Below are 20,263 nucleotides of genomic sequence, written 5' to 3'. Positions count from 1 at the left end.
ATTCGGTGTTCACACTGTGGACTTGTCACGGGACGGATGCGGTCCCGGTTGGTGGCCGGGGCGCGGAAGGTGCTGCGCGAAAGTCTGCTGTGTCAGGCGGCGTCGTCGAGTCGCATGGTGCGGCGGTTGTAGGCGGGTAACGGGCGGCGTCGGGGGTCGATGTCGGCCGGTGGGATCAGCCACGGGTGTCGGTCGAAGCCCATCATGATGTCCCAGCCGTTGTGGTGAACCTGGGTGTGGCAGCGTTGGCAGAGCAGGCAGCCGTTGTCGAGGTCGGTGTCGCCGTCGTCGGACCAGTGCTCGATGTGGTGCACCTGCGTGTGCGATGGTGGCGCGCCGCATTTGATGCAACTCTGGTCGCGGATGATGATCGCTTTGCGTAGGTGCGGTGGGAAGAGTCGTCGTTCGCGACCCATCTGTAGCGGCACGGTATCACCGTCGATGACGATCTCGGTCAGGGTTCCGTCGCAGGACAGTTGTCGGGCGATGGCGTGGGTGGTCGGGCCGGTCCAGGGCAGGGATGCGGGGTCACCACCGTCGGCGGGGATGGTCAGCAATATCTGGGCGCGTGGTGTGCCGATGGTGTCCATCGCAGCGCCGACTGCGGCTTGATCCAACAGCACCTCCATTGCGTCGGCACGGATCTGGGTTGCTGAGCGTCGGTCTGGGGAGCCGTCGGGTTCGGGGCACGGCACCGAGCGTTCGTCGATCATCGCGATGAACTTCTCGCCGACGGCCTGGGTGACGTTGGCGTTGATCTCCACGCGGCTGTCATCGGTCACCCGGTGCGACAACGTATCCAGTGACCGGTCGTCGCACGCGGGGATACCGCCCTCGTCGTCGGCGATGGTGTTGCCGATCGTCTGCGCGTGCTTTTGTATCTCGGCGGGTGTGGCACCTGACAGGGCTTGGGCGAGGAGTCCGCTCTCGTAGGTGCCACGGTCGTTGCCGGAAAGCGCGGCGGGTGAACGCTTCTCGATGATTGTCATGCCACGGACAATGGCGTCGGCGACCTCTCCCGAGAGGTTTCCGTCGGCCGCGCAACTCTCGAGCCTGCTCAAGGTGCCGATGCTGTCGGCGATACGAATCGCCCGAGTGGCGACCACCGGCGGGAATCACATCTCGATCAGCAGCTTCTTGGTGGTCGACCCTGCCTTCTCCGCGACACGCAGATCATCGAGATCGCCTGCACAAGTGGCGATTCGGTGATCAGCCAGATTCCGGACCTTTCTCCAGAGCTCCAGTTCGGAAATTGTCGTGCGACCAGTGGGATCGTCTGTGGGTGGAGTGATTCCCGCGAGCTGGTCGAGGAGGGATTCGAGCGGTGCCATGACGCCATGGTAATCGAACATCCGTGGTCCTCCTGACGGTTTCGTGGGTCACTACTGGTGTGGCAGAACAGGACACGCCCCTCCTCGCGTGAGTGAGTGTCGACATCGCGATGAGTGCTTCTGGTGAGTGGAATCCGTAGGCCCGCTTGGTCAGTGCCCTCAGATGCGTGTTGGTGGCCTCCACCCGGGCGTTCGATAGGCCCACGACAACGGAGTTGTAGATCTGAATCTGTTGCTGTCGTACCGATCTGGAGAGACCGACGAGTTCGATGATTCGACTACGATCAGCTCGATGTAACCAGTGCTCGAGCCGTCGCCACGTGCCAGAATGCTCCCCGGTAACGATGTGGCGGAGTTCCTCTTTCAGTTGATACGCGCGAGCGAGTTCACTATTGGCGCGTTTGACGATCAGCTCACGGGTCCGCTGTTGACCTGGGGTGAGGTTCTCAGGGTTCTTCAACAGTGCCCACCTCAGATTCCTACGATCGTCGTTGGACAGACCGTGGATCCGGTTGAGGACCCGGCTACGACAACGGTCCACGGCACGGGTGGCCCACTGGACGACATGAAACGGATCCATGCATCGAATGGCATCCGGAGCACGTTCTGCAACAACCGTTTCGATGTACTGACCCGCGTCGGCGCTCACATGGGTCAGCTGTGCACTGCGCGTGGCGCCGAGCTCGTCGAAGAACTGGCGAAGCGTCTTCTTGGTTGCACCCTCACGCGCCCACACCAACCTGCCGGTGTCGTGGTCGACGATCACCGTCAGATATCGCCGACCTTTTCGGTAGGCGATATCATCGATACCAATCCTGCGCAACCCATCCATTCGGTCGGCCTGTCCGGTGTGATCGGCAACGACTCGAGCGATGATGCGTTGCACTGTTCGCCACGACACCCTCATGTACTCACACACCGCGGATGATGGACTGTGCGCGGCGAGCCAGGCGACCGTGTCGTCGAATCGGCGCGTCATCTTTGCTGCCGGCCGTGCCCACGGCACATGTTCGGTGACGACGCCGTGCAGGCTGCAGTCAACCCGTCCAATGTGTCCTTGCAGGTAGCAGCGCATCCCGCCCAGGTCGAGGTGTCGCCAACGGCGCGGATGGTGTGGACGGTCATAGCCTGGTCGACGCCGTCGGCAGTGTGGACACCGCGAGTCCTGCCTGCGTTTCGCACGGACCGAGACGACCAACAACTGGCCGTCATCGTCGTCTTCAATGGCGACATCAAGAACCACCAGGTTCTCGATCTTCAGCAACTTCTGCAGTAGTCTAGTAGCGCGCAACGCCCTGCTCCTCGGTTTAGTCTTCGCAAACCAAACCTTAAGTGAGACAGGGCGTTGCGCGCTTCAGGCGCACCGGGAGGCACCCACAGAACCGTCAAGAGTGCCACATCCGTTTGAGTACTGTAGGTATTCCACAGCAGTTTTCGGTGATTTGTCAGTGGCGGCAGGATAGTTCGCGACCCTGAGAACTGGAGGTTTGCAACACATCTCCCCCCGTCACCCCGCTAACCAAGGAGCGAGCGCCACGAAGGGCTGGCGACATCTGCTCACCAGACCTTCGTGGCTCGTCGCTTGCGCTCCTCGCACCTCAGGCAGCAAGGGTGAAGGAAACCGCTACGCGGCAACCATCACCGACGCAGCTCCGACTTCGCGATCGTGCGGAGATGCACCTCGTCCGGACCGTCGAAGATGCGCATCGCGCGGTGCCATCCGTACATCGCGGCCAGCGGCACGTCGTCGCTGACGCCGGCGCCGCCGTGGACCTGGATCGCCCGGTCGATGACCTCGAGCGCCACGCGCGGTACCGACACCTTGGCGGCCGAGACATACGGCGCGGCGGCCTTGTTGCCGAGTTCGTCGATCGTCTTGGCGGCCAGCCGGCACAGCAGGCGGGCCTGGTCGATCGCGACACGGGACTCGGCGATCTGCTGCTGGACGACACCTTGCTCGGCCAGCGGCTTGCCGAAGGCGACGCGCCCCTTCGACCGCTGGACCAGGTGGTGCAGGGCGCGTTCGGCAGCGCCGAGCGCGCGCATGCAGTGGTGGATGCGGCCGGGGCCGAGCCGCGCCTGCGCCATGGCGAACCCGCCGCCTTCCTCACCGAGCAGGTTCTCGACGGGCACCCGGACGTTCTCGTAGACGATCTCGACGTGGCCGTGCTGGTCGTGACGACCGAACACCGGCACGTCGCGGACAACGGTGACGCCCGGGGTGTCGATCGGGACGAGCACCATCGACTGCTGCCGATGGGTCGCCGCCCCGGGATCGGTCTTGCCCATGACGATGAGCACCTTGCAGCGCGGGTCGGCTGCGCCGCTCGTCCACCACTTCCGGCCGTTGATGACGTAGGAGTCGCCGTCGCGTTCGATGCTGGTCTCGATGTTCGTCGCATCCGAACTGGCGACGTCCTTCTCGGTCATCGAGAACGCCGACCGGATTCGGCCGTCGAGCAGCGGTTCCAGCCAGGTCTGTTTCTGCTCGTCGGTGCCGAACAGGTGCAGCAGCTCCATGTTCCCGGTGTCAGGTGCCGCACCGTTGAGGGCCTCGGGCGCCAGATGCAGGCTCCACCCGGTGATCTCGGCCAGACCGGCGTAGTCGAGCTGGCTGATCCCGGATTCCGACGGCAGGAAGAGATTCCACAGGCCGCGTGCGCGGGCCCGCTTCTTCAGCTCCTCGACGACGGGCGGCACGTCGTGATCGTCGGGTCCGGCGAAGCCGCGCTCCTCTTCGTAGCGTTGCTCCGCCGGGAAGACGTCGGAGTGCATGAACGCGATGAGCTCCTCGCGCAACTCCGACGCCTTCGCCGACGGCCGGAGATCGAGCGTCTCGTCCGGGATGCGGCCGGTCAGATCTGGCTGGATCACTGTGCCACCGTCCGCAGTTCACGACGCAACAGTTTGCCCGTGGCGGTCTTCGGGATGTCGCCCATCACCACCACCTCACGCGGGTACTTGTAGGCAGCCATCCGCGTCTTGCAGTGGTCGATCAGCTCCTCCGGCGTCGCCTCGGTTCCCGGCCGCAGGCTCACGAACGCCTTCACGGTCTCGCCGCGGTAGGAGTCGGGCACGCCGACGACCGCTGCTTCCCGCACCGAAGGATGCTCGTACAGAACGTCTTCGACCTCGCGTGGCCACACCTTGAAACCGCTGGTGTTGATCTGGTCCTTCTTCCGATCGACGATGTAGAACCATCCGTCGGCGTCCATGTAACCGACGTCGCCGGTGTGCAGCACGCCGTTCGGGATGCCCTTCGCGGTCGCCTCCGGCTTGTTCCAGTAGCCGGCGACCACCTGTGGGCCGGCCGTGACCAGCTCGCCGACCTCGCCCGCGGGCAGGTCGTTGCCCTGCTCGTCGACGATCCGGACGACCGTGTCGTACACCGGGATTCCCACCGAGGTGGCCCCGGTCTCCTCGTCGGCCGGGGCCGTCACGCCGAACGGCACCGCATGCGACGGGGAGGTGGTCTCGGTCAGGCCGTACACGTTGTGGATGTAGTGACCGAACCGCTTCTGGAACTCGGCGATCGTGCTCGGCGGGATCGGCGCGCCGCCGGAGTAGATCTTCGACAGACTCGCCAGCGACGCCGGGTCGATGTCCGGCACGTTCATCAGGGCGATGAACACCGTGATCGATCCGACCGTGAACGTCGCCTTCTCGCGGGCGATCGTCGCGATGGTGTCGGCCGGGTCCATCCGGTACATCAGCACGAGCGGCGCCCCGGTGAGTTCGGCCAGCGCGATGTGCGCGATGAGACCGGTGATGTGGAACAGCGGTGCCACGCCGAGGATCACGTCGTCGCTGTCGACGCCGACCCAGTCGCGGTAGGTCTGCGCGTTGAACACGACGTTGCGATGGGTGGTCATCGCACCCTTGGGCGGCCCGGTGGTTCCCGACGTGTAGGTCAGGAAGGCGACGCTGTCCCCGGTGAGATCGGCCTTCGGCGGACGCTGTCCCCGGTAATTCGCGAGCATCGTCGCCAGGTCGACGGTGCCCGGGCAGTCGATCTTCTCGACGCCCGCCAGGGTTCCGCTGTTCGCGGTCTGGTACTCCAGCTCCGAGGTGGTAATCACGGTCCGCACCGCGGTCTTGTTGTCGCGCAACGCCTCCTGCGCGACGTCCCGGTACAGCGACTGCATCGCGACCAGTACCGTGGCGCCGGAATCGACCAGGATCTCGGCGAGTTCGCGGCTGCGGTACATCGGGTTGGCCGACACGGCGATGCCGCCGGCCTTCCAGATACCCAGCTGGGCGATGACGAACTGCGGGATGTTCTGGGCGTAGACCACCGCGCGATCGCCCGGGGTGAAGCCCAGGTCCAGGATGCCGACCGCGAACGCGTCGGTCAGCTCGTCGAGCTCACCGGCGGTGACCGATCCGTCGAAGTAACGGATCAGGTCGGCATCCGGGGTGCGCGCAGCGGTGGCCGCGAACATGTCCAGCGCGGTGTCGAATTCGATGCTCCGCGGCGCGAGATCCTGCTCGCGGTAGTGGCTGCGCCACACCTTGTCGTCGTAGACACTCATGTCTGACGTTCCTCTTTCGGCGAATGACTCGTGGGCGAGTCAGCGGATGACGACGGGGTTCACCGGCGCACCGGTGCCGCTGACGACCTTGAGCGGGGCCGCGACGTACAGGAAGCTCCAGCGGTTGTCGGCGGCACACGCCTCGGCCAGCTCCTCGAGCCAGACGATCTCGGTGAACACGACACCCAGGTTGCGCATGAGCGCGTTGTGGAGCGGAAGCGCCACACCGGATTCCGGGTCGGTGGTGACCTCGTTGGCGATAGTGTCGGTGACCAGGTTCGGGATCTCCTTGTCCTGGAACCACTGCACGAGTTCACGCGAGTAGGTCAGGCCGGGCTCGCAGAAGCCGTCGTAGAACTGTTCCGGGTTGTTCAGCTCGTACCAGTAAGTCAGCCAGCCGGTGCGGATGATCAGGATGTCGTGCGGTTCGATGGTGACACCCTGTGCGGCGGCCGCGGCTTCGAGATCGTTGTGGTCGAAGGTCTCACCCTTCTCCAGGTACTTCTTGCCGCGGTAACGGGCCATGTCGATCAGCACGCCGCGGCCGACGACACCCTTCTCGGCGATCGGCAGGACCGACGCCTTGTCCAATGCGTCGACGGTGCTGCGGGCGTCGTAGCCGTTGTAGAGCTTGCCGTCATACCAGACGTGGCCGAGGGCGTCGTACTGCGTGGAGCCCTGCAGGAAAATGTTCGCGGTGTCGTCGGCATAGTGCAGGCCACCGGGGAACTGCGGTGCGCCCTCACCGTCCCACGACGACTCGTCGAGGATGTTCTTCCGGTTGATGCCCTCGCGGCCCGGCCACAGCGGATCGCCGGGGCTCTCCGTGCGCCCCATCTCGATCTGGAGGGTGAAGGTCTCCCCCGACTTGATGTGGCCGACACCGCGCAGAACCTCACTCGCGTCCAGGTAGTTCAGGGCACCCACCTCGTCGTCGGGCCCCCACTTGCCCCAGTTCGACGGGGTGTCGGCGCCCAACAGGTCACCCATGGACGGCGCAGCGGTCTCGATCTCGGTCATCTCGTCTCCTTTGATTCGATCCAGAGCGGAACCGACGGTTCCGGGTCGCACACTGAACGGTGCGAACTGAATTTCTCGACTGAACTTTGTGAGCGCTCGCTCGGTAGGTTCATTGTGACGAGCATCGCACTCGTTCGCAGCGCCGTCAAGAGGCGAAATCGGTGATGTCTCAGCATTTGTCAGCAAGAGAAGGGAAAGCCCAGTACACACGGCAGGTTCAGCAAAGCTGAACTTCCCCTGTCCAGGGGTAGGCCGCCTGGACGCGCCGAAGGTCGGGGGGCCTAGCGGTCGGCCCGGAAACCCACCATGCCGAGAGCGAGATTCGCGTACTCGCGAGCGATGCGACGTCCCTGAGCGGCGTCGGAGTCATCGGTCCAGGTCGGGACGGCCAGGCACATCGTGACGATCGCCTTGGTCGCCACGGACAGGTCACCCGACCGGAAGGCGCCGAGTTCGGCGGCGCGCCGGGCCGTGTCGAGCAGGCGACCCTCGATCTGCGCCATCGACGCCTGCAGGTGCGTGCGGTTGGGTTCCTCGAGGCGCCGGAGCTCCGCCGCCAGGACGAGCGCCAGCGCGCGACGCTCGACATGGAAGAGCGTGAGCGCCTCCACCATGTTGGCGAAGGCGGTCACCGCGTCGACGCCGTCGCCGGCTGCGTCGAGACGTCGCGCCAGGTCAGCGTGGGCGATGTTGACCAGCGCGACGAGCAGGTGCTGCTTGCTCGGGTAGTGGTGATAGATGCCTGCGACACTGATGTCGGCGCCGGCGGCGATGAGGCGCATCGTCGCACCGTGATAGCCGAGTTCCTCGAAGACGTCGATCGCCGACTCCAGCACCGGGTCGAGGGTCAGCGGGGCGAACACACGCCAGTCCGTCGGGTCCCCGGCGGCCTCCGCCTTCTCCGGTTGCGGCGACTCGAGGAAACGAGCGACGGGCACGTCCAGGCACTGCGCGATCTGGCGCAACCGGTCGACGGTGAGCCCGACCTTCCCGTTCTCGATGGCGCTCATGGTCCCGACGCTCACCCCGATACCGGCCGCCAGCCCACGCAGCGTCACGCCCGCCTGCTTACGCAACTCACGCACGGCGGCGCCGCTGTCGGTCACCGGTTGTTCGACCACGCTGAACAGCTTATGGGGAGCCGCGCATTTTTCGTAGACTCATCCTCGTGGTCCACAACCTGCCGCCTCGCTCGCGTCACCCCGAACGCTCGTACGCATGAACGCCTACGAGAGCCGTCCCTGGCTGGCCCACTACCCGTCCGGACTCTCCGAGCACCTCGACGTCGAGTTCGGATCCCCACTCGAGATGTTCGACGCCGCGCTCGCCGCATCCCCCGACGCTCCGGCCGTCCACTACTTCGGCGCGACGCTGAGCTGGGCCGACCTCGACGCCGCATCCGACGCCCTCGCCCACGCATTGCAGGAACACGGCTTCGCGGTCGGCGACCTGCTGGGCATCGCCGTCCAGAACGAGCCCGCGATCGTGCTCGGGCTCCTCGCGGCCTGGAAGGTCGGCGGTGTCGCCGCCCTCATCAGCCCCATGTACAAGCGCGGCGAATTCCGCAGGGCCCTGGACGATTTCACTCCGGCCGCCCTCCTCGTGCTCGACGAGGTCCACGCGGAGGTCGCCGACGAGCTCGGGTCGATCGGACTCGTCGTCACGGCCTCGCCGCTCGACTTCGCCGGCAGCGACGATCTGCAGCGCGTGTTCGACGTGTCCCGGGTTTCCACGGCAGGCACCGTCGAACTCCTCGACCTGATCGGCACCGGCTCGCGTGCGGTCACCCGGCACGCACCCGCACCGGATGATGTCGCGGTGCTGGCACCGACGTCGGGAACCACCGGTCCACCCAAGGGCGCCAAGCTGACGCACCGCAATCTGACGTTCAGCGCGCAGGCCTATCGCACCTGGACGGGCCTGCAATCCGGCGAGCCGATCCTGTGCATGTCGCCGATCTTCCACGTCACCGGCCTGGTGGGCTCGGTGATGCTGGCGCTGTCCCTGCGCTCGCCGCTCATCCTCACCCACCGATTCGACGCCGGCCTGGTCCTCGACGCGGTGCGCGCCTGGCGTCCGGCCTTCTCCGTCGCCTCGATCACCGCCTACATCGCGCTCGCCGACCACCCCGACGCGTCGCCCGAGGCGTTCGGATCACTCCGACTCCGCTATTCGGGCGGCGCACCGGTCCTCCCCGACGTCGCCGAACGGATCTCCGAACGTCTGGGCGGGATGATCCACAACGTGTACGGGCAGACCGAGTCCACCTCGCCGACCCATATGGTGCCGCCCGGTGTCCTCGCGCCCGTCGATCCCGAAACCGGCGCCCTCTCAGTGGGTCTGCCGATCTTCGACACGATGGCGCGGGTCGTCGACGAGCGCGGCGAACCGCTGCCGCCGGGGACGTTCGGCGAGATCGTCACGGCCGGACCGCAGATCGCCGCCGGCTACTGGGGTCAGGTCGACGACGGCTCGGCGCTGCGTAACGGTGAGATGCGCACCGGCGACGTGGGTTTCATGGATGCCGACGGTTGGTTCTACGTCATCGACCGCAGCAACGACCTGATCAACGCGTCCGGGTACAAGATCTGGCCGTTCGAGATCGAGCAGGTGCTGCAGTCGCATCCGGCGGTACTCGAGACGGCAGTCGTCGGAATCCCCGACGACTACCGCGGCGAGTCGACCCGCGCCTACGTCGCCCTGCAACCGGGTGCGGAGGTGACGCCGACCGAACTCATCGAGTACTGCCGGGATCGGATGGCGGCCTACAAATATCCGCGCGAGGTCGAGATCGTCGGCGCACTGCCGCGCAGCGCGACCGGCAAGCTGCTGCGTCGCGAACTGCGCTGATCAGACCGGGCAGCCGAGCGCGGCCAGGGCCATCGCGGTGAGCAGACGCCGCAGTTCGGACTCGTCGTAGGCGGGCAACCGGGGCGAGGAGTTCAGCAGGCCGAACGTCGCGTGCACGCGGACGCGGGCCTCGGCCCGGTCGAGTGTGCGGCCCTCCTGCTCGTAGACGGCGATCACGACGTCGACCCAGCGTTCGACGTAGCGCCGCTGCAACAGTCGGACGCGGTGATTGGCCTCCGGCGTCATCGACGACAGATCGCGATCCTGGACGACGATCAGATCTGGTTTCGTGACGAGGACGTCGATGTGAAACCCGATGAGCGCCAACAGGGTCTCGGACGGCGGCCCGCCGCGGTCGACGACCTCGGCACCGCCGTCGTGCAGCCGCTGGCTGATGTCGACGAGCATCTCGTCGAGCAGTTCGGTCTTCGACGCGAAGTGCCGGTACATGGCCGGTCCGCTGATCCCGACCGCGCGCCCGATGTCCTCGAGACGCACACCGGCGAAGCCGCGTTCGGCCATCTGCCGCGCGGCCGCGGTCAGCAACTCGGCGCGCCGAGCGGCTTTCGCCTGGGTGCGACGGGTCGGCGGGCGGGGAACGTCCCCCGTCTCGACCGGTGGGGTGTCACTGGTGGCGGACATGGTGATCCGCACTCTACTCACCAGCCGTCGATGTGGAGCACCGAGTCGAGGGGCTTGCGCGGAGCCGGCTTGAAGTCGGTGCCGGTGTAGTAGGCCACCGGCAGCAGCACACCCTGGTGGATGCCCGCGGGGATGCCGAGCAGCTCGGCGATCTCCTTCTCATAGGCCAGGTGCAGCGTGGTCCACGCGGACCCGAGGCCGCGGGCACGCAGCGCGAGCTGCAGACTCCAGGCGCCCGGCAGCAGCGAGCCCCAGACGCCGGCCTGGTTGCCCTCGGGCAGGTCGCCGCCGGTGTAGATCGCGCCGATGACCAGCACCGGGACCTGTCCCATCGTGTCGGCGAGGTACTGCGCACTCGACGCGACCCGCTTGCCGGTCTCGTCGCGCGGCTGCTGGGCGGCGTAGTACTTCGAGAAGGACTGCGCGTAGTAGTCGGCGACCTTCTGCTTGAGTTCGGGGTCGGTGAGCACGATCCAGTGCCAGGTCTGGCTGTTGCTCCCGGTCGGCGCCTGCAATGCGACCTCGAGCGCTTCCTTGACCACGTCGAGCGGGACCGGGCGGTCGTAGTCCAGACGTTTGCGCACCGAGCGCGTCGTCGTGAGCAGCTGGTCGGGATCGAGCGGCAGGAGTTCGGTCATGTCCCCCATCTTCCACACGTCGGGCGGTGGGCACCACCAGCCGTGGTCAGGTCACGCGCGGACCGGGCGGCTTCATCGGTTCAGGCGATGGCCGATCCGAGCGCGGCCCCGGCCAGGAGAACAGGTATCGAGATGATCGCTCCGGCGCCACCCGCCACAAGTCCCGTTCCGACCCGCCGTACCGATCGCACGCCCCGAACAGGTGCCGTGCTCAGCGCGAGCAGAACCAGCCCGGTCAGCGGCGGCCCGATGATCAGCCATAGCGCCTCTCTGGAGGCCAATCCGGTGTAGGGCAACGACATCAGGAGCATACCGATCACCACTGCACCGAACGATTCCGGCCCGAACCAGTCCTCACGTCGATACCTCGTCGACGGCGTCCTCACCACAGTGTCACCAACGCGACATACGCGACCACCACGCTCGCGGCCAAGACACCCAGAGCTGCTCCCGCACACCGCGGCGTTCGGCGCCACCACAGGCCGACAGCGATCGCTAGAAGGATCACGCCTGCAATGCCTATCACCACACCCAGCGACGACGACCACTCCGGATTCAGGCGGTCGGTGATCCCGGCCAGAATCATGAAGACGAAAATGGCGAATACCACCGACACCGGTACGGCCACGGTGGCTGCCTGCCAGAACCGGGAATCCGCGAAGAGCGCACGATGCTGCATCGGCCGCGACACTATCGCACCATGACAACGGTAGGGGGACTGTCCGGATCTCCGAGGTTCGTCGGTCTGTTCCGTTCCCAGCCCGCGTCGTCGAAGTCGGCCTTGAAGGGGTCCATCATCGCTCGGCCCCCGCCGACCTCGTGGTAGCCCGGCAGGTTGAACAACGGCCCCACTGCACTGCCGGAGTCGGCCGCGTCGACCAGCACGGGGCGGCTCTGTCCGGCCGAATTGTCCTGGTAGATCTCGACCGACGGATAATCGGTGATCTCACCGCCGGCGATGATCCGAGCAGTGCCGGGGTTTCCGCTGGTCGGTTGAAGGACAAGCGAGCCGTTGACGGTGTGGCCGGTGACCGAGGCACCGGGCGGCGCGAACGGATTGACCGCGTCGTACTGAATCATGATCGACCCATCGGGTCGCTGCTGCGCCTGAACCTCGGGCTCACCGACTCGGACCTGACCAGTGGAGTCGACCGAGGGATTCTGTCTCGTGACAATCAGGCCGTTCTCGTAGTCCACGTACATGACCACACGGGCATGCTCCGGGTCGAAGGTGGGAGCCTCTGCCCGATTGTCCCCCAGGTCGTAGTGCGGTGCATTGAACACCTCGACCGCTGGTATATACAGTGCCGCGCGGACAACACCTTGCCCGGGCACAGGTTTGATGCGCGCAACTTTGATTCCGGGTTTCACGCCTTGGTATTTCGGGTCGTAACTGTTCGGATTCAACGCCTCGGCAGTCTTCCAGTCGACCGGGCCAGATGGCTCGCGCCCGAAAATCTCCTCGAAGGCAGCCGCAGAGGCACGCAGGCGCTCAGGTTCTGCGCGCGGACTCTGACGTTTGGAGTCCGTGATCACCGCGAGCGCAGACATCAGCGCTTGCTCTGGCGCCATGGTCGCGAGAGTCTGGTTCGCCTCGGCGACCTCGGCACCCCAGGCGGCGTCGGCGCCAATGAGAACGGACACCAATCCGCCGAGCCGAGCGAGCTGCCGTCCTGCCTCGGAACTCCAGTCCTCGACGCCGTCGACGACCCACGAATCCGACAGTGTGACAGGGGGAATCACGTAGTTCTGAATGATCGAACGAATCTCGGAAACAGGATGCGACATCGCACTATGCGCGCCGGCTGCGGCGGCGGAGAGCGCGTCGTAGCCGGACGCCACCGCGCCGATCTGTTCTCTTTCTCGCTCGGCCCGGTCTTCAGCAGCACGTCGCCCATCGCCTGTCCAGGCAAGTTCATAGATCGTGTCTCGCATCGTCTTTGACGTTCCGACCATTGCATCGGCGATCGCCGCGGCCCGTGTGGACAACTCTCGCAGGGAGTCGATGTTCCAACTCAGAACGTCACTTGGGGTGGCCACACTCACCCACCGCTTGTCGCGGAGTTGATGTCGGGGACACCCGCGATGCGAGCTGCGGCCTCTGCGTCAGAGTCGCCGTAGGTGTCCGCCGACAGCGACAAGAGACTTGCGAACTGGTCATACCTCACCTTGAGCACCTGCTTGGCGCAGGTACTCGCCGTATTCGATTCACCCAGTGCAGAACCCACATTGCTGCCAACTAGTTGTGCGGCGACTTCGACGGCGCCCAGGAAAGGAGCCGAATCGACATCTCCAGAAAGCTGAGCCAGCGTGCCCGACGCCACTCTCAGGCTGTCCGGATTCACTTCAACCGACAAGACAATCCCCTCCCCGCGCCCTGATTCGGAAGAATATACCGCTGGACGTATCGGCACTGTCGCAGCAGTCCACACCCGACCGAGGCTCCCTAGCCCAACACTCCGTGCTTGCGAAGGTGCTTCAGCAACCCGCGGGTCACCGGGAGTTCGGTCAGGTCTTCAGCCGTGAACCAACCGGCGTCCACGGCGTCGTCACCGGCGCACAGGGTGCCGGACACGATCCGCGCGGCGAAGTCATGGACCTCGAACACCACGTCGTCAGGGCCGGGGATGTCGACGGTCCACAGCAACTCCCCCACTTCGACGTGAAAGCCGGTTTCCTCCAGCATCTCCCGCGCGACTGCCGCCTCGATGGACTCGCCGGGTTCGACCTTTCCGCCCGGCACGGTCCACTTCCCGGCCTGCGGCGGGTTTCGCCGTTGGATGAGCAAGACGCGTCCCTCGCCGTCGGTCAGCACAGCACCGACCGCGACGATGCGCGTGGTCATCGGACGTCCGCCGCGGGCACCCGGGTGCGCGCCCGCGGATCCGGCGCCGGCGAACTTGCGAGATACCGGCCGATCGCCTCGCGGATCCGGTCCAGCGCGTCCGCATCGGAGTCCGCGTCGACGATCACGTCGACCATGCCCTGAACCGCGAGCCGGCCGGCGAGAATGCCCTGGCGCGTGGCCATCTCGCCGGCATGTTCGAGGTCGCGGTGGACGATGAGACTCGCCCCCTCCGGCGGTAGCGGCGACAACCACGCGTCCGCGCGGGCCACCCGCAGGTCGGCCGGGAACAGCGCCAACGCCGCACCGCCGGCACCCTGGCCGAGCATCACCGAGACGGTCGGTACCGGCACCGTGATCAATTCGACCGTGCAGCGGGCGATCTGGGCGGCGAGTCCGCCCTCCTCGGCGACCACCGACAGCTCCGCCCCCGGCGTGTCGATGACGGTGACCACGGGCAACCCGAGATCGCCTGCCGCGATGATCGCCCGGCGCGCCTCACGCAGATGCCGGGGACCGGGCAGCTCGCCGTTGTCCTGGGACACCCTGTCGTAGCCGACGACCATCGCCACGCGGCCGCCGAAGTCGCTGAGTGCGAAGCGAAGTGGCCCGGCGTCGGACAGCGCTGCCGAATCCCCTTGCGAGAGGAACTCGATCAACCCCGCCCGACCCGGTTCACGGGTCGCGAGGACGCTGGCCCAGGCGTGGTGCGCCGGCGTGCCCGAATCGTCGGGCGCGGTCTGCGGAGCCTGCGTCGGCGGCGCGCCACCGTGCAGGGTGAGCAGTCGCAACACCGCCGCGAGCCGCCCGGCCAGAGCGTCCGGTTCCACCACATCGTCGACGACCGTTGTGCGGAAGAGATTCTCGGCCGTCTGTACCCCGTCGGGAAACGGTTCGCCGTAGAGTCCTTCATAGACACGGGGCCCGAGGAACCCGACGAGCGCGCCGGGTTGCGCCCACGTGACGTGACCGAGCGACCCCCAGGAGGCGAACACCCCGCCGGTCGTGGGGTGCCGCAGATAGACGAGGTACGGCAGCCCGGCCGCCTTGTGCGCGGTGACGGCTCCGGTGATCGCGACCATCTGGAGGAACGCCGCGGTCCCCTCCTGCATGCGGGTGCCGCCCGACGCGGGCAACGCAATCAGCGGAATCCGTTCCCTTGTGGCCCGGCCGATCGCCTCGACGATGCGCGCGCCGGCATCACGGCCGATAGACCCGCCGAGAAAGCCGAACTCGCTGAGGACGATCGCCGCGCGGTGACCGCCGATCAGACCGGCGCCGGTGATCACCGATTCGTCGGAATCGCTACGCACCCGGGCGCGGGCCAGGTCGTCGGCGTAGGCACGGTCGTCGCCGTCAGAGGTGACCGCGGGGCGGACGATCGCGGTGTCCCACGACTCCCACGACCCGTCGTCGACGATCATCCCCCGCAGCTCCACGGCCGACAGCCGTGCCCGTTCACCCATGCCTCACACCGTATCCCGCTCGTGCACTGCCTCCCGGGAGATCAGCCTCCAGAGGAGAGAGCCGATGAACTCCGTCTGGCCCTGTTGAAGTCGGTCAGCGAGAGTAGATGACGCGGGTGCGCAGGACGACGTCGGCGACCGAGCGTCGTCGGCGATCGACCACCGCCCACGCCAGTCCGATCGCGAAGAGCGTGCAGATCAGCGCCCGCAGAACCGCGACCGCCGGCCGGATGCGCTCGCCCTTGCTGTTCACCACGCGGAGTCCCATCACCACCGAGCCGAGCGTGCGCCCCGACACCTCCCAGCACGTGGCCAGGTAGAGCACCGAGGTGACCACGAAACCCGTTGTGGTGAAAAACAGATTGACCTCGGGAAACCGGTACTCACTGACCGAGACCACGAATTTCATCAGCGCGAGTCCCGCGTAGCAGGCTCCCAGGATCGTCCAGACGACGAGCAGGTCGAGGAATGCCGCGATTCCGCGACTCACGATCCCGGCGTTCTTGTCCCGGTCCTGCACGGCATGCGCCCGATGGACCGCCGGGTGAGCAGGTTTGGGTTCAGCGGTCATTCGGTCGCCCCGTCCTGCCTGGTGGCCTCGACCGCCTCGGCACCACGGCGACGCAGGAAGCGGTTGACCGCGTTGGCGACCGCGTCGTCGGCACGTTCACTGGTGCTGCGCACGTCTGTCATCACGTCGGCGGTGACCGAGGTGCTGGCCTCGCGGATGATGTCGGGGAGGTCGACGCCGTCGATGATCTCCTCGGCCAGCTCGACGAGGTCGACACGGTCGAGGACCGCGTCGATGTCGAGTTTGGCGGCCACCGCGTCGAGGTCGACCTTCCCGATCACCTCGTCGAGGTCGACCAGGTCGATCGCCTTCATCAGATCCACCTGCGCGACAGCACGATCGAGGTCGACGGTTTCGATCACGGCGTTGAGGTCGATGACCGCGAGGACCTCGGCGATGAGCCGCTCGAGATCGACGTGGTTCAGCACGAGGTCGGTGAGATCCACCTCTTCGGTGAGCACCTCGACGACCTCGCGGATGACCGCACCGAGGATCGTTCGGGTCGTCGTGGCGACCCAGGCGCGGGTGTCGACGACGAACTCCTGCACGCCGGTACGCGCCGAGCCGACCACTCCGCCCACGACCGGTAGACGCTCGGCGACGTCGATGACGACACCCGCGAAATGCAGCGACTCCCTCGTCAATTGGGATAGCGCGCTGCGCCGCGCCTCGGGGTTCACCGACGAATTATCGCACGAGGGGATGAGCCCCGACCGTCGCAATCGTGTCACGTCGAGTGTCATGTAACGGCACCGGTTCAGGACCGATATGGTGCCCGAGGCCCGTCGAGACAAGTGCGCGTCATGATGGTGATCAGTCCTATGAGAGGTTTGCTCGACGATGCCCGAATCCGTACCCCCACGCGCGCACCCGGTGTCCCGATGGCTGCTCGCGGCCCCCGTCGCGGCGTTCACACTCGTCGTCGCCGGTTGCGGCATCAGCCAGCAGACCGCGGCGACGCCGCCGACGCCCGAGATCACCTCCGCCGTGGCGGCGCCGACCACCGACGCACCGCTGCCCACCCCCTCGCCCGTGATCACCGTGGCCTCGGCACCGGCTGCGGACGACGCACTGAGGACGCTCAACACCCTGGCCGTCAAGGGTCGCGCACCCAAGACCGGATACGACCGCGACCTGTTCGGCCAGGCCTGGTCCGATGACGTCACCGTCGACGGCGGGCACAACGGGTGCGACACCCGCAACGACATCCTGCGTCGCGACCTGACCGGCATCACCCTCAAGCCGGGGTCCAACGGCTGCGCCGTCCTGTCGGGCACGCTCGACGATCCCTACACCGGCACGACGATCCGGTTCGTCCGCGGTCAGGGGACGTCCTCGGCGGTCCAGATCGATCACGTCGTCGCACTCTCGGACGCGTGGCAGAAGGGCGCGCAGCAACTCTCCCCGCAGCAGCGCATCGACTTCGCCAACGACCCGCGCAACCTGCAGGCCGTCGATGGTCCGACGAACCAGAAGAAGGGTGCCGGCGACGCCGCGACCTGGCTGCCGCCGAACAGGGGCTACCGGTGCACCTACGTGTCCCGTCAGGTCGAGGTGAAGGCGGCCTACCGGCTCTGGATGACCCAGGCGGAGAAGGACGCGATCATCCGTGTCCTGTCCTCGTGCGGCGCCACGGCACCGACGACCACCGAGCGCACCGCGACGCGCACCTCAACGGCGACCCCGGTCCCCGAGACGACCTACACGCCCCCACGGCTCTACGCCCCGCCGGCCGAGACGACGCCGCCGGTGGACGCGCCGTCCTCGGCGTACTACGCCAACTGCTCGGCGGCCCGTGCGGCCGGAGCGGCCCCGCTGTACGCGGGTCAGCCCGGTTACCGCGCCAAGCTCGACCGTGACGGCGACGGGGTCGCCTGCGAGTAATCCCGCTCAGAACGACGAACGCACGAAAAAACCCGAGCGGATGATCCCGCTCGGGTTTTTCGGTGTCGAGACGACTTACAGGGCCTCGTAGAGCTCCCGTGCCAGCGCCGCGGTCTCGGACGGCGTCTTGCCGACCTTCACGCCTGCGGCTTCGAGGGCCTCCTTCTTGGCCTGTGCGGTGCCGGAGCTACCGGACACGATCGCACCGGCGTGACCCATGGTCTTGCCCTCCGGCGCGGTGAAGCCCGCGACGTAGCCGACGACCGGCTTGGAGACGTTGGCCTTGATGTAGTCGGCGGCCCGCTCCTCGGCGTCGCCACCGATCTCACCGATCATCACGATCAGCTTGGTCTCGGGGTCCTTCTCGAACGCCTCGATGGCGTCGATGTGGGTGGTGCCGATGACCGGGTCGCCGCCGATGCCGATGGCGGTCGAGAAGCCGAGGTCGCGCAGCTCGTACATCATCTGGTACGTCAGGGTGCCCGACTTGGAGACCAGACCGATCGGGCCCTTGCCGGTGATGTTGTTCGGCGTGATGCCGACCAGAGCCTCACCCGGGGTGATGATGCCGGGGCAGTTCGGACCGATGATGCGGGTCTTGGCGCCCTTCTCCACGTTGTAGGCCCACGCGTAAGCGCTGTCCTGTACCGGGATGCCCTCGGTGATGACGACCAGCAGCGGGATCTCCGCGTCGATCGCCTCGATGATGGCGTCCTTGGAGAACTTCGGCGGGACGAAGGCGATCGAGGTGTCGGCCCCGGTCTCCTTCATGGCCTCGGCGACGGAGGCGAACACCGGCAGTTCGACGTTGTTGCCGTCGGCGTCGACATGCGAGACCGTGGTGCCGGCCTTGCGGGCGTTGACGCCACCGACGACGTTGGTGCCGGCCTTGAGCATCAGGGCGGTGTGCTTGGTTCCCTCACCACCGGTGATGCCCTGGACGATGACCTTGTTGTCCTTGTTCAGAAAGATCGACATATTCCGTGGCTCCCTTACTTGCTCGCCAGCTCGGCGGCCTTGTCGGCGCCCGAGTCCATGGTTTCGGCGAGCGTGACCAGCGGGTGGTTCGCATCGGCCAGGATCTTGCGACCTTCGTCGACCTTGTTGCCGTCGAGGCGGACGACGAGAGGCTTGTTGGCCTCCGACCCCAGCTTCTCCAGGGCGCCGACGATGCCGTTGGCGACAGCGTCACACGCGGTGATGCCACCGAAGACGTTCACGAAGACGCTCTTGACCTGATCGTCGTTGAGGATGACGTCCAGGCCGGCGGCCATGACCTCGGCCGAGGCACCGCCACCGATGTCGAGGAAGTTGGCCGGCTTCACACCGTTGTGCTTCTCACCGGCGTAGGCGACGACGTCGAGGGTCGACATGACCAGACCCGCACCGTTACCGATGATGCCGACCTGTCCGTCGAGCTTGACGTAGTTGAGGTCGTTCTCCTTGGCCTTGAGCTCGAGCGGGTCGGTCGCCTCGATGTCGGCGAACTCCGCATGGCCGGGCTGACGGAAATCGGCGTTCTCGTCGAGGGTGACCTTGCCGTCGAGGGCCAGGATCTGATCGTCCGGCGTGCGGACGAGCGGGTTGACCTCCACCAGGGTGGCGTCTTCGGCGACGAAGACCTCCCACAGCTTCTGGATGGTCACGGCCGCGGCGTCGAGGACCTCGGCAGGCAGATGGCCCTGCTCGGCGATCGAGCGGGCGGTCTCCAGGTCGACACCCTTCACGGCGTCGACGGCGACCTTGGCGAGACGCTCGGGCTTGGTCGCGGCGACCTCTTCGATCTCCATGCCGCCCTCGACCGAGCACATGGCCAGGTAGGTGCGGTTGGAACGATCGAGGAGGAAGGAGATGTAGTACTCCTCCGCGATGTCGCTGGCCTCGGCGACCAGCAGCTTCTTCACGACATGGCCCTTGATGTCGAGGCCAAGGATGTTGGAGGCGTAGGACTGCGCGTCGTCCGGGGTAGCGGCGTACTTCACGCCACCTGCCTTGCCACGTCCGCCGGTCTTGACCTGCGCCTTGATCATCACAGGCCTGCCGATTTCCTCGGCAATCGCCCGCGCGTCGGCGGCATCATCGGTCACCCGACCGGGTGTGGTGGGAACCCCGTGCTTGGCGAACAGTTCCTTCGCCTGGTATTCGAAGAGATCCATTCAGCTCACCATCTCGTAGATTTGCCCGCCTAAGGGTGTAACGCGGGCCATATCGGACTTTAAACCCGTGCTTTATCGCCCCTTCGCGCGCACCCTGCCCATGTGCGACAGATCACTCGCTCGGTACGAACCTACTCCCGAGTACGTCTCGATACCTCTCACCTGGCAGATTCGCCGGACGCCGGACCCGGCCGGACACGCCCGCGGCCCGGGGTGTTGAATCGATCGCGGCGACAAACCCGGGGAAGCCACGCATCCAGGTCGGCAAACCCAAGATTCGACGGTTTGACGAAGTTGGAAATATCTTGTGACTCAGCTCACAAATTTC

General features: G+C 66.3%; 18 protein-coding genes and 2 pseudogenes. 2 read left to right on the top strand and 18 right to left on the bottom strand.

The window, feature by feature from the left end; all coding sequences use genetic code 11:
* Window positions 1-92 precede the first annotated feature (92 nt).
* The 6 genes and pseudogenes from PWF70_RS06500 to PWF70_RS06470 form a co-directional block, all read right to left on the bottom strand.
* Window positions 93-1,331: pseudogene (locus PWF70_RS06500) on the bottom strand (HNH endonuclease).
* Window positions 1,332-1,382: 51 nt separating this feature from the next.
* Window positions 1,383-2,622: pseudogene (locus tag PWF70_RS06495) on the bottom strand (ISL3 family transposase).
* Window positions 2,623-2,969: 347 nt separating this feature from the next.
* Window positions 2,970-4,205: an acyl-CoA dehydrogenase family protein gene (locus PWF70_RS06485; protein ID WP_286352906.1), complete on the bottom strand. Its 1,236-nt coding sequence runs from the start codon at window positions 4,203-4,205 to the stop codon at window positions 2,970-2,972.
* Window positions 4,202-5,863 carry a class I adenylate-forming enzyme family protein gene (locus PWF70_RS06480; RefSeq protein WP_006359776.1) on the bottom strand — a complete coding sequence of 554 codons (1,662 nt, stop codon included), beginning with the start codon at window positions 5,861-5,863 and terminating at the stop codon, window positions 4,202-4,204. The genes PWF70_RS06485 and PWF70_RS06480 overlap by 4 nt, the downstream gene beginning before the upstream one ends.
* Window positions 5,864-5,902: 39 nt before the next feature.
* A complete protein-coding gene (locus PWF70_RS06475) occupies window positions 5,903-6,883 on the bottom strand; it encodes a cyclase family protein (RefSeq protein ID WP_006359775.1) in 981 nt (326 codons plus the stop codon).
* Window positions 6,884-7,164: 281 nt separating this feature from the next.
* Window positions 7,165-8,004, bottom strand: coding sequence for a TetR family transcriptional regulator (locus PWF70_RS06470; RefSeq protein ID WP_286352905.1), 840 nt, complete (start codon window positions 8,002-8,004; stop codon window positions 7,165-7,167).
* Between the two features lie 97 nt (window positions 8,005-8,101).
* Here PWF70_RS06470 and PWF70_RS06465 point away from each other — a divergent pair, with 97 nt between their 5' ends.
* Window positions 8,102-9,733, top strand: coding sequence for a class I adenylate-forming enzyme family protein (locus PWF70_RS06465; protein ID WP_280073129.1), 1,632 nt, complete (start codon window positions 8,102-8,104; stop codon window positions 9,731-9,733).
* Here the strand turns inward: PWF70_RS06465 and PWF70_RS06460 are convergent, their stop codons facing one another.
* The 10 genes from PWF70_RS06460 to PWF70_RS06415 all read right to left on the bottom strand — a co-directional run bounded on the left by PWF70_RS06460 (window position 9,734) and on the right by PWF70_RS06415 (window position 16,575).
* Window positions 9,734-10,375 carry a TetR/AcrR family transcriptional regulator gene (locus PWF70_RS06460; RefSeq protein ID WP_279939826.1) on the bottom strand — a complete coding sequence of 214 codons (642 nt, stop codon included), beginning with the start codon at window positions 10,373-10,375 and terminating at the stop codon, window positions 9,734-9,736. It abuts the gene before it with no gap.
* 17 nt (window positions 10,376-10,392) lie between these two features.
* Entirely contained in the window at window positions 10,393-11,013 is a 621-nt protein-coding gene (locus tag PWF70_RS06455) for a nitroreductase family protein (RefSeq protein WP_035754793.1), read from the bottom strand.
* An 80-nt stretch (window positions 11,014-11,093) separates the two neighbouring features.
* The gene (locus PWF70_RS06450; RefSeq protein ID WP_231380974.1) at window positions 11,094-11,333 is read right to left on the bottom strand and encodes a hypothetical protein; all 240 of its coding nucleotides are present in this window, start codon (window positions 11,331-11,333) and stop codon (window positions 11,094-11,096) included.
* 62 nt (window positions 11,334-11,395) lie between these two features.
* Window positions 11,396-11,692 (bottom strand): hypothetical protein, encoded by a 297-nt coding sequence (locus PWF70_RS06445; protein WP_035754861.1) that lies wholly within the window; start codon window positions 11,690-11,692, stop codon window positions 11,396-11,398.
* An 11-nt stretch (window positions 11,693-11,703) separates the two neighbouring features.
* Window positions 11,704-13,059 (bottom strand): hypothetical protein, encoded by a 1,356-nt coding sequence (locus PWF70_RS06440; protein WP_052362786.1) that lies wholly within the window; start codon window positions 13,057-13,059, stop codon window positions 11,704-11,706.
* Window positions 13,056-13,370: a hypothetical protein gene (locus PWF70_RS06435; RefSeq protein WP_042376631.1), complete on the bottom strand. Its 315-nt coding sequence runs from the start codon at window positions 13,368-13,370 to the stop codon at window positions 13,056-13,058. The genes PWF70_RS06440 and PWF70_RS06435 overlap by 4 nt, the downstream gene beginning before the upstream one ends.
* 89 nt (window positions 13,371-13,459) lie before the next feature.
* Window positions 13,460-13,858 (bottom strand): NUDIX hydrolase, encoded by a 399-nt coding sequence (locus tag PWF70_RS06430; protein ID WP_006359766.1) that lies wholly within the window; start codon window positions 13,856-13,858, stop codon window positions 13,460-13,462.
* Window positions 13,855-15,324 (bottom strand): carboxyl transferase domain-containing protein, encoded by a 1,470-nt coding sequence (locus tag PWF70_RS06425; protein ID WP_042376629.1) that lies wholly within the window; start codon window positions 15,322-15,324, stop codon window positions 13,855-13,857. The genes PWF70_RS06430 and PWF70_RS06425 overlap by 4 nt, the downstream gene beginning before the upstream one ends.
* 94 nt (window positions 15,325-15,418) lie before the next feature.
* Window positions 15,419-15,895 (bottom strand): RDD family protein, encoded by a 477-nt coding sequence (locus PWF70_RS06420; protein WP_006359764.1) that lies wholly within the window; start codon window positions 15,893-15,895, stop codon window positions 15,419-15,421.
* Window positions 15,892-16,575, bottom strand: coding sequence for a hypothetical protein (locus PWF70_RS06415; protein ID WP_230461914.1), 684 nt, complete (start codon window positions 16,573-16,575; stop codon window positions 15,892-15,894). Before PWF70_RS06415 ends, PWF70_RS06420 begins: the two co-directional genes overlap by 4 nt.
* A gap of 160 nt (window positions 16,576-16,735) precedes the next feature.
* Between PWF70_RS06415 and PWF70_RS06410 the strand changes: the two genes are divergently transcribed.
* The gene (locus tag PWF70_RS06410) at window positions 16,736-17,779 is read left to right on the top strand and encodes a GmrSD restriction endonuclease domain-containing protein (RefSeq protein ID WP_042376627.1); all 1,044 of its coding nucleotides are present in this window, start codon (window positions 16,736-16,738) and stop codon (window positions 17,777-17,779) included.
* A gap of 75 nt (window positions 17,780-17,854) precedes the next feature.
* Here the strand turns inward: PWF70_RS06410 and sucD are convergent, their stop codons facing one another.
* The gene (sucD, locus tag PWF70_RS06405; protein ID WP_035754800.1) at window positions 17,855-18,757 is read right to left on the bottom strand and encodes a succinate--CoA ligase subunit alpha; all 903 of its coding nucleotides are present in this window, start codon (window positions 18,755-18,757) and stop codon (window positions 17,855-17,857) included.
* Window positions 18,758-18,771: 14 nt separating this feature from the next.
* A complete protein-coding gene (sucC, locus tag PWF70_RS06400; protein ID WP_006359760.1) occupies window positions 18,772-19,935 on the bottom strand; it encodes an ADP-forming succinate--CoA ligase subunit beta in 1,164 nt (387 codons plus the stop codon).
* Window positions 19,936-20,263 lie beyond the last annotated feature (328 nt).

Origin of the sequence: Gordonia sp. Swx-4, from assembly GCF_030316175.1 — a bacterium.
GTDB lineage: Bacteria > Actinomycetota > Actinomycetes > Mycobacteriales > Mycobacteriaceae > Gordonia > Gordonia alkanivorans.
Note: the sequence above shows the minus strand (reverse complement) of the source record. Positions and strands in the feature narration are given on the sequence as shown.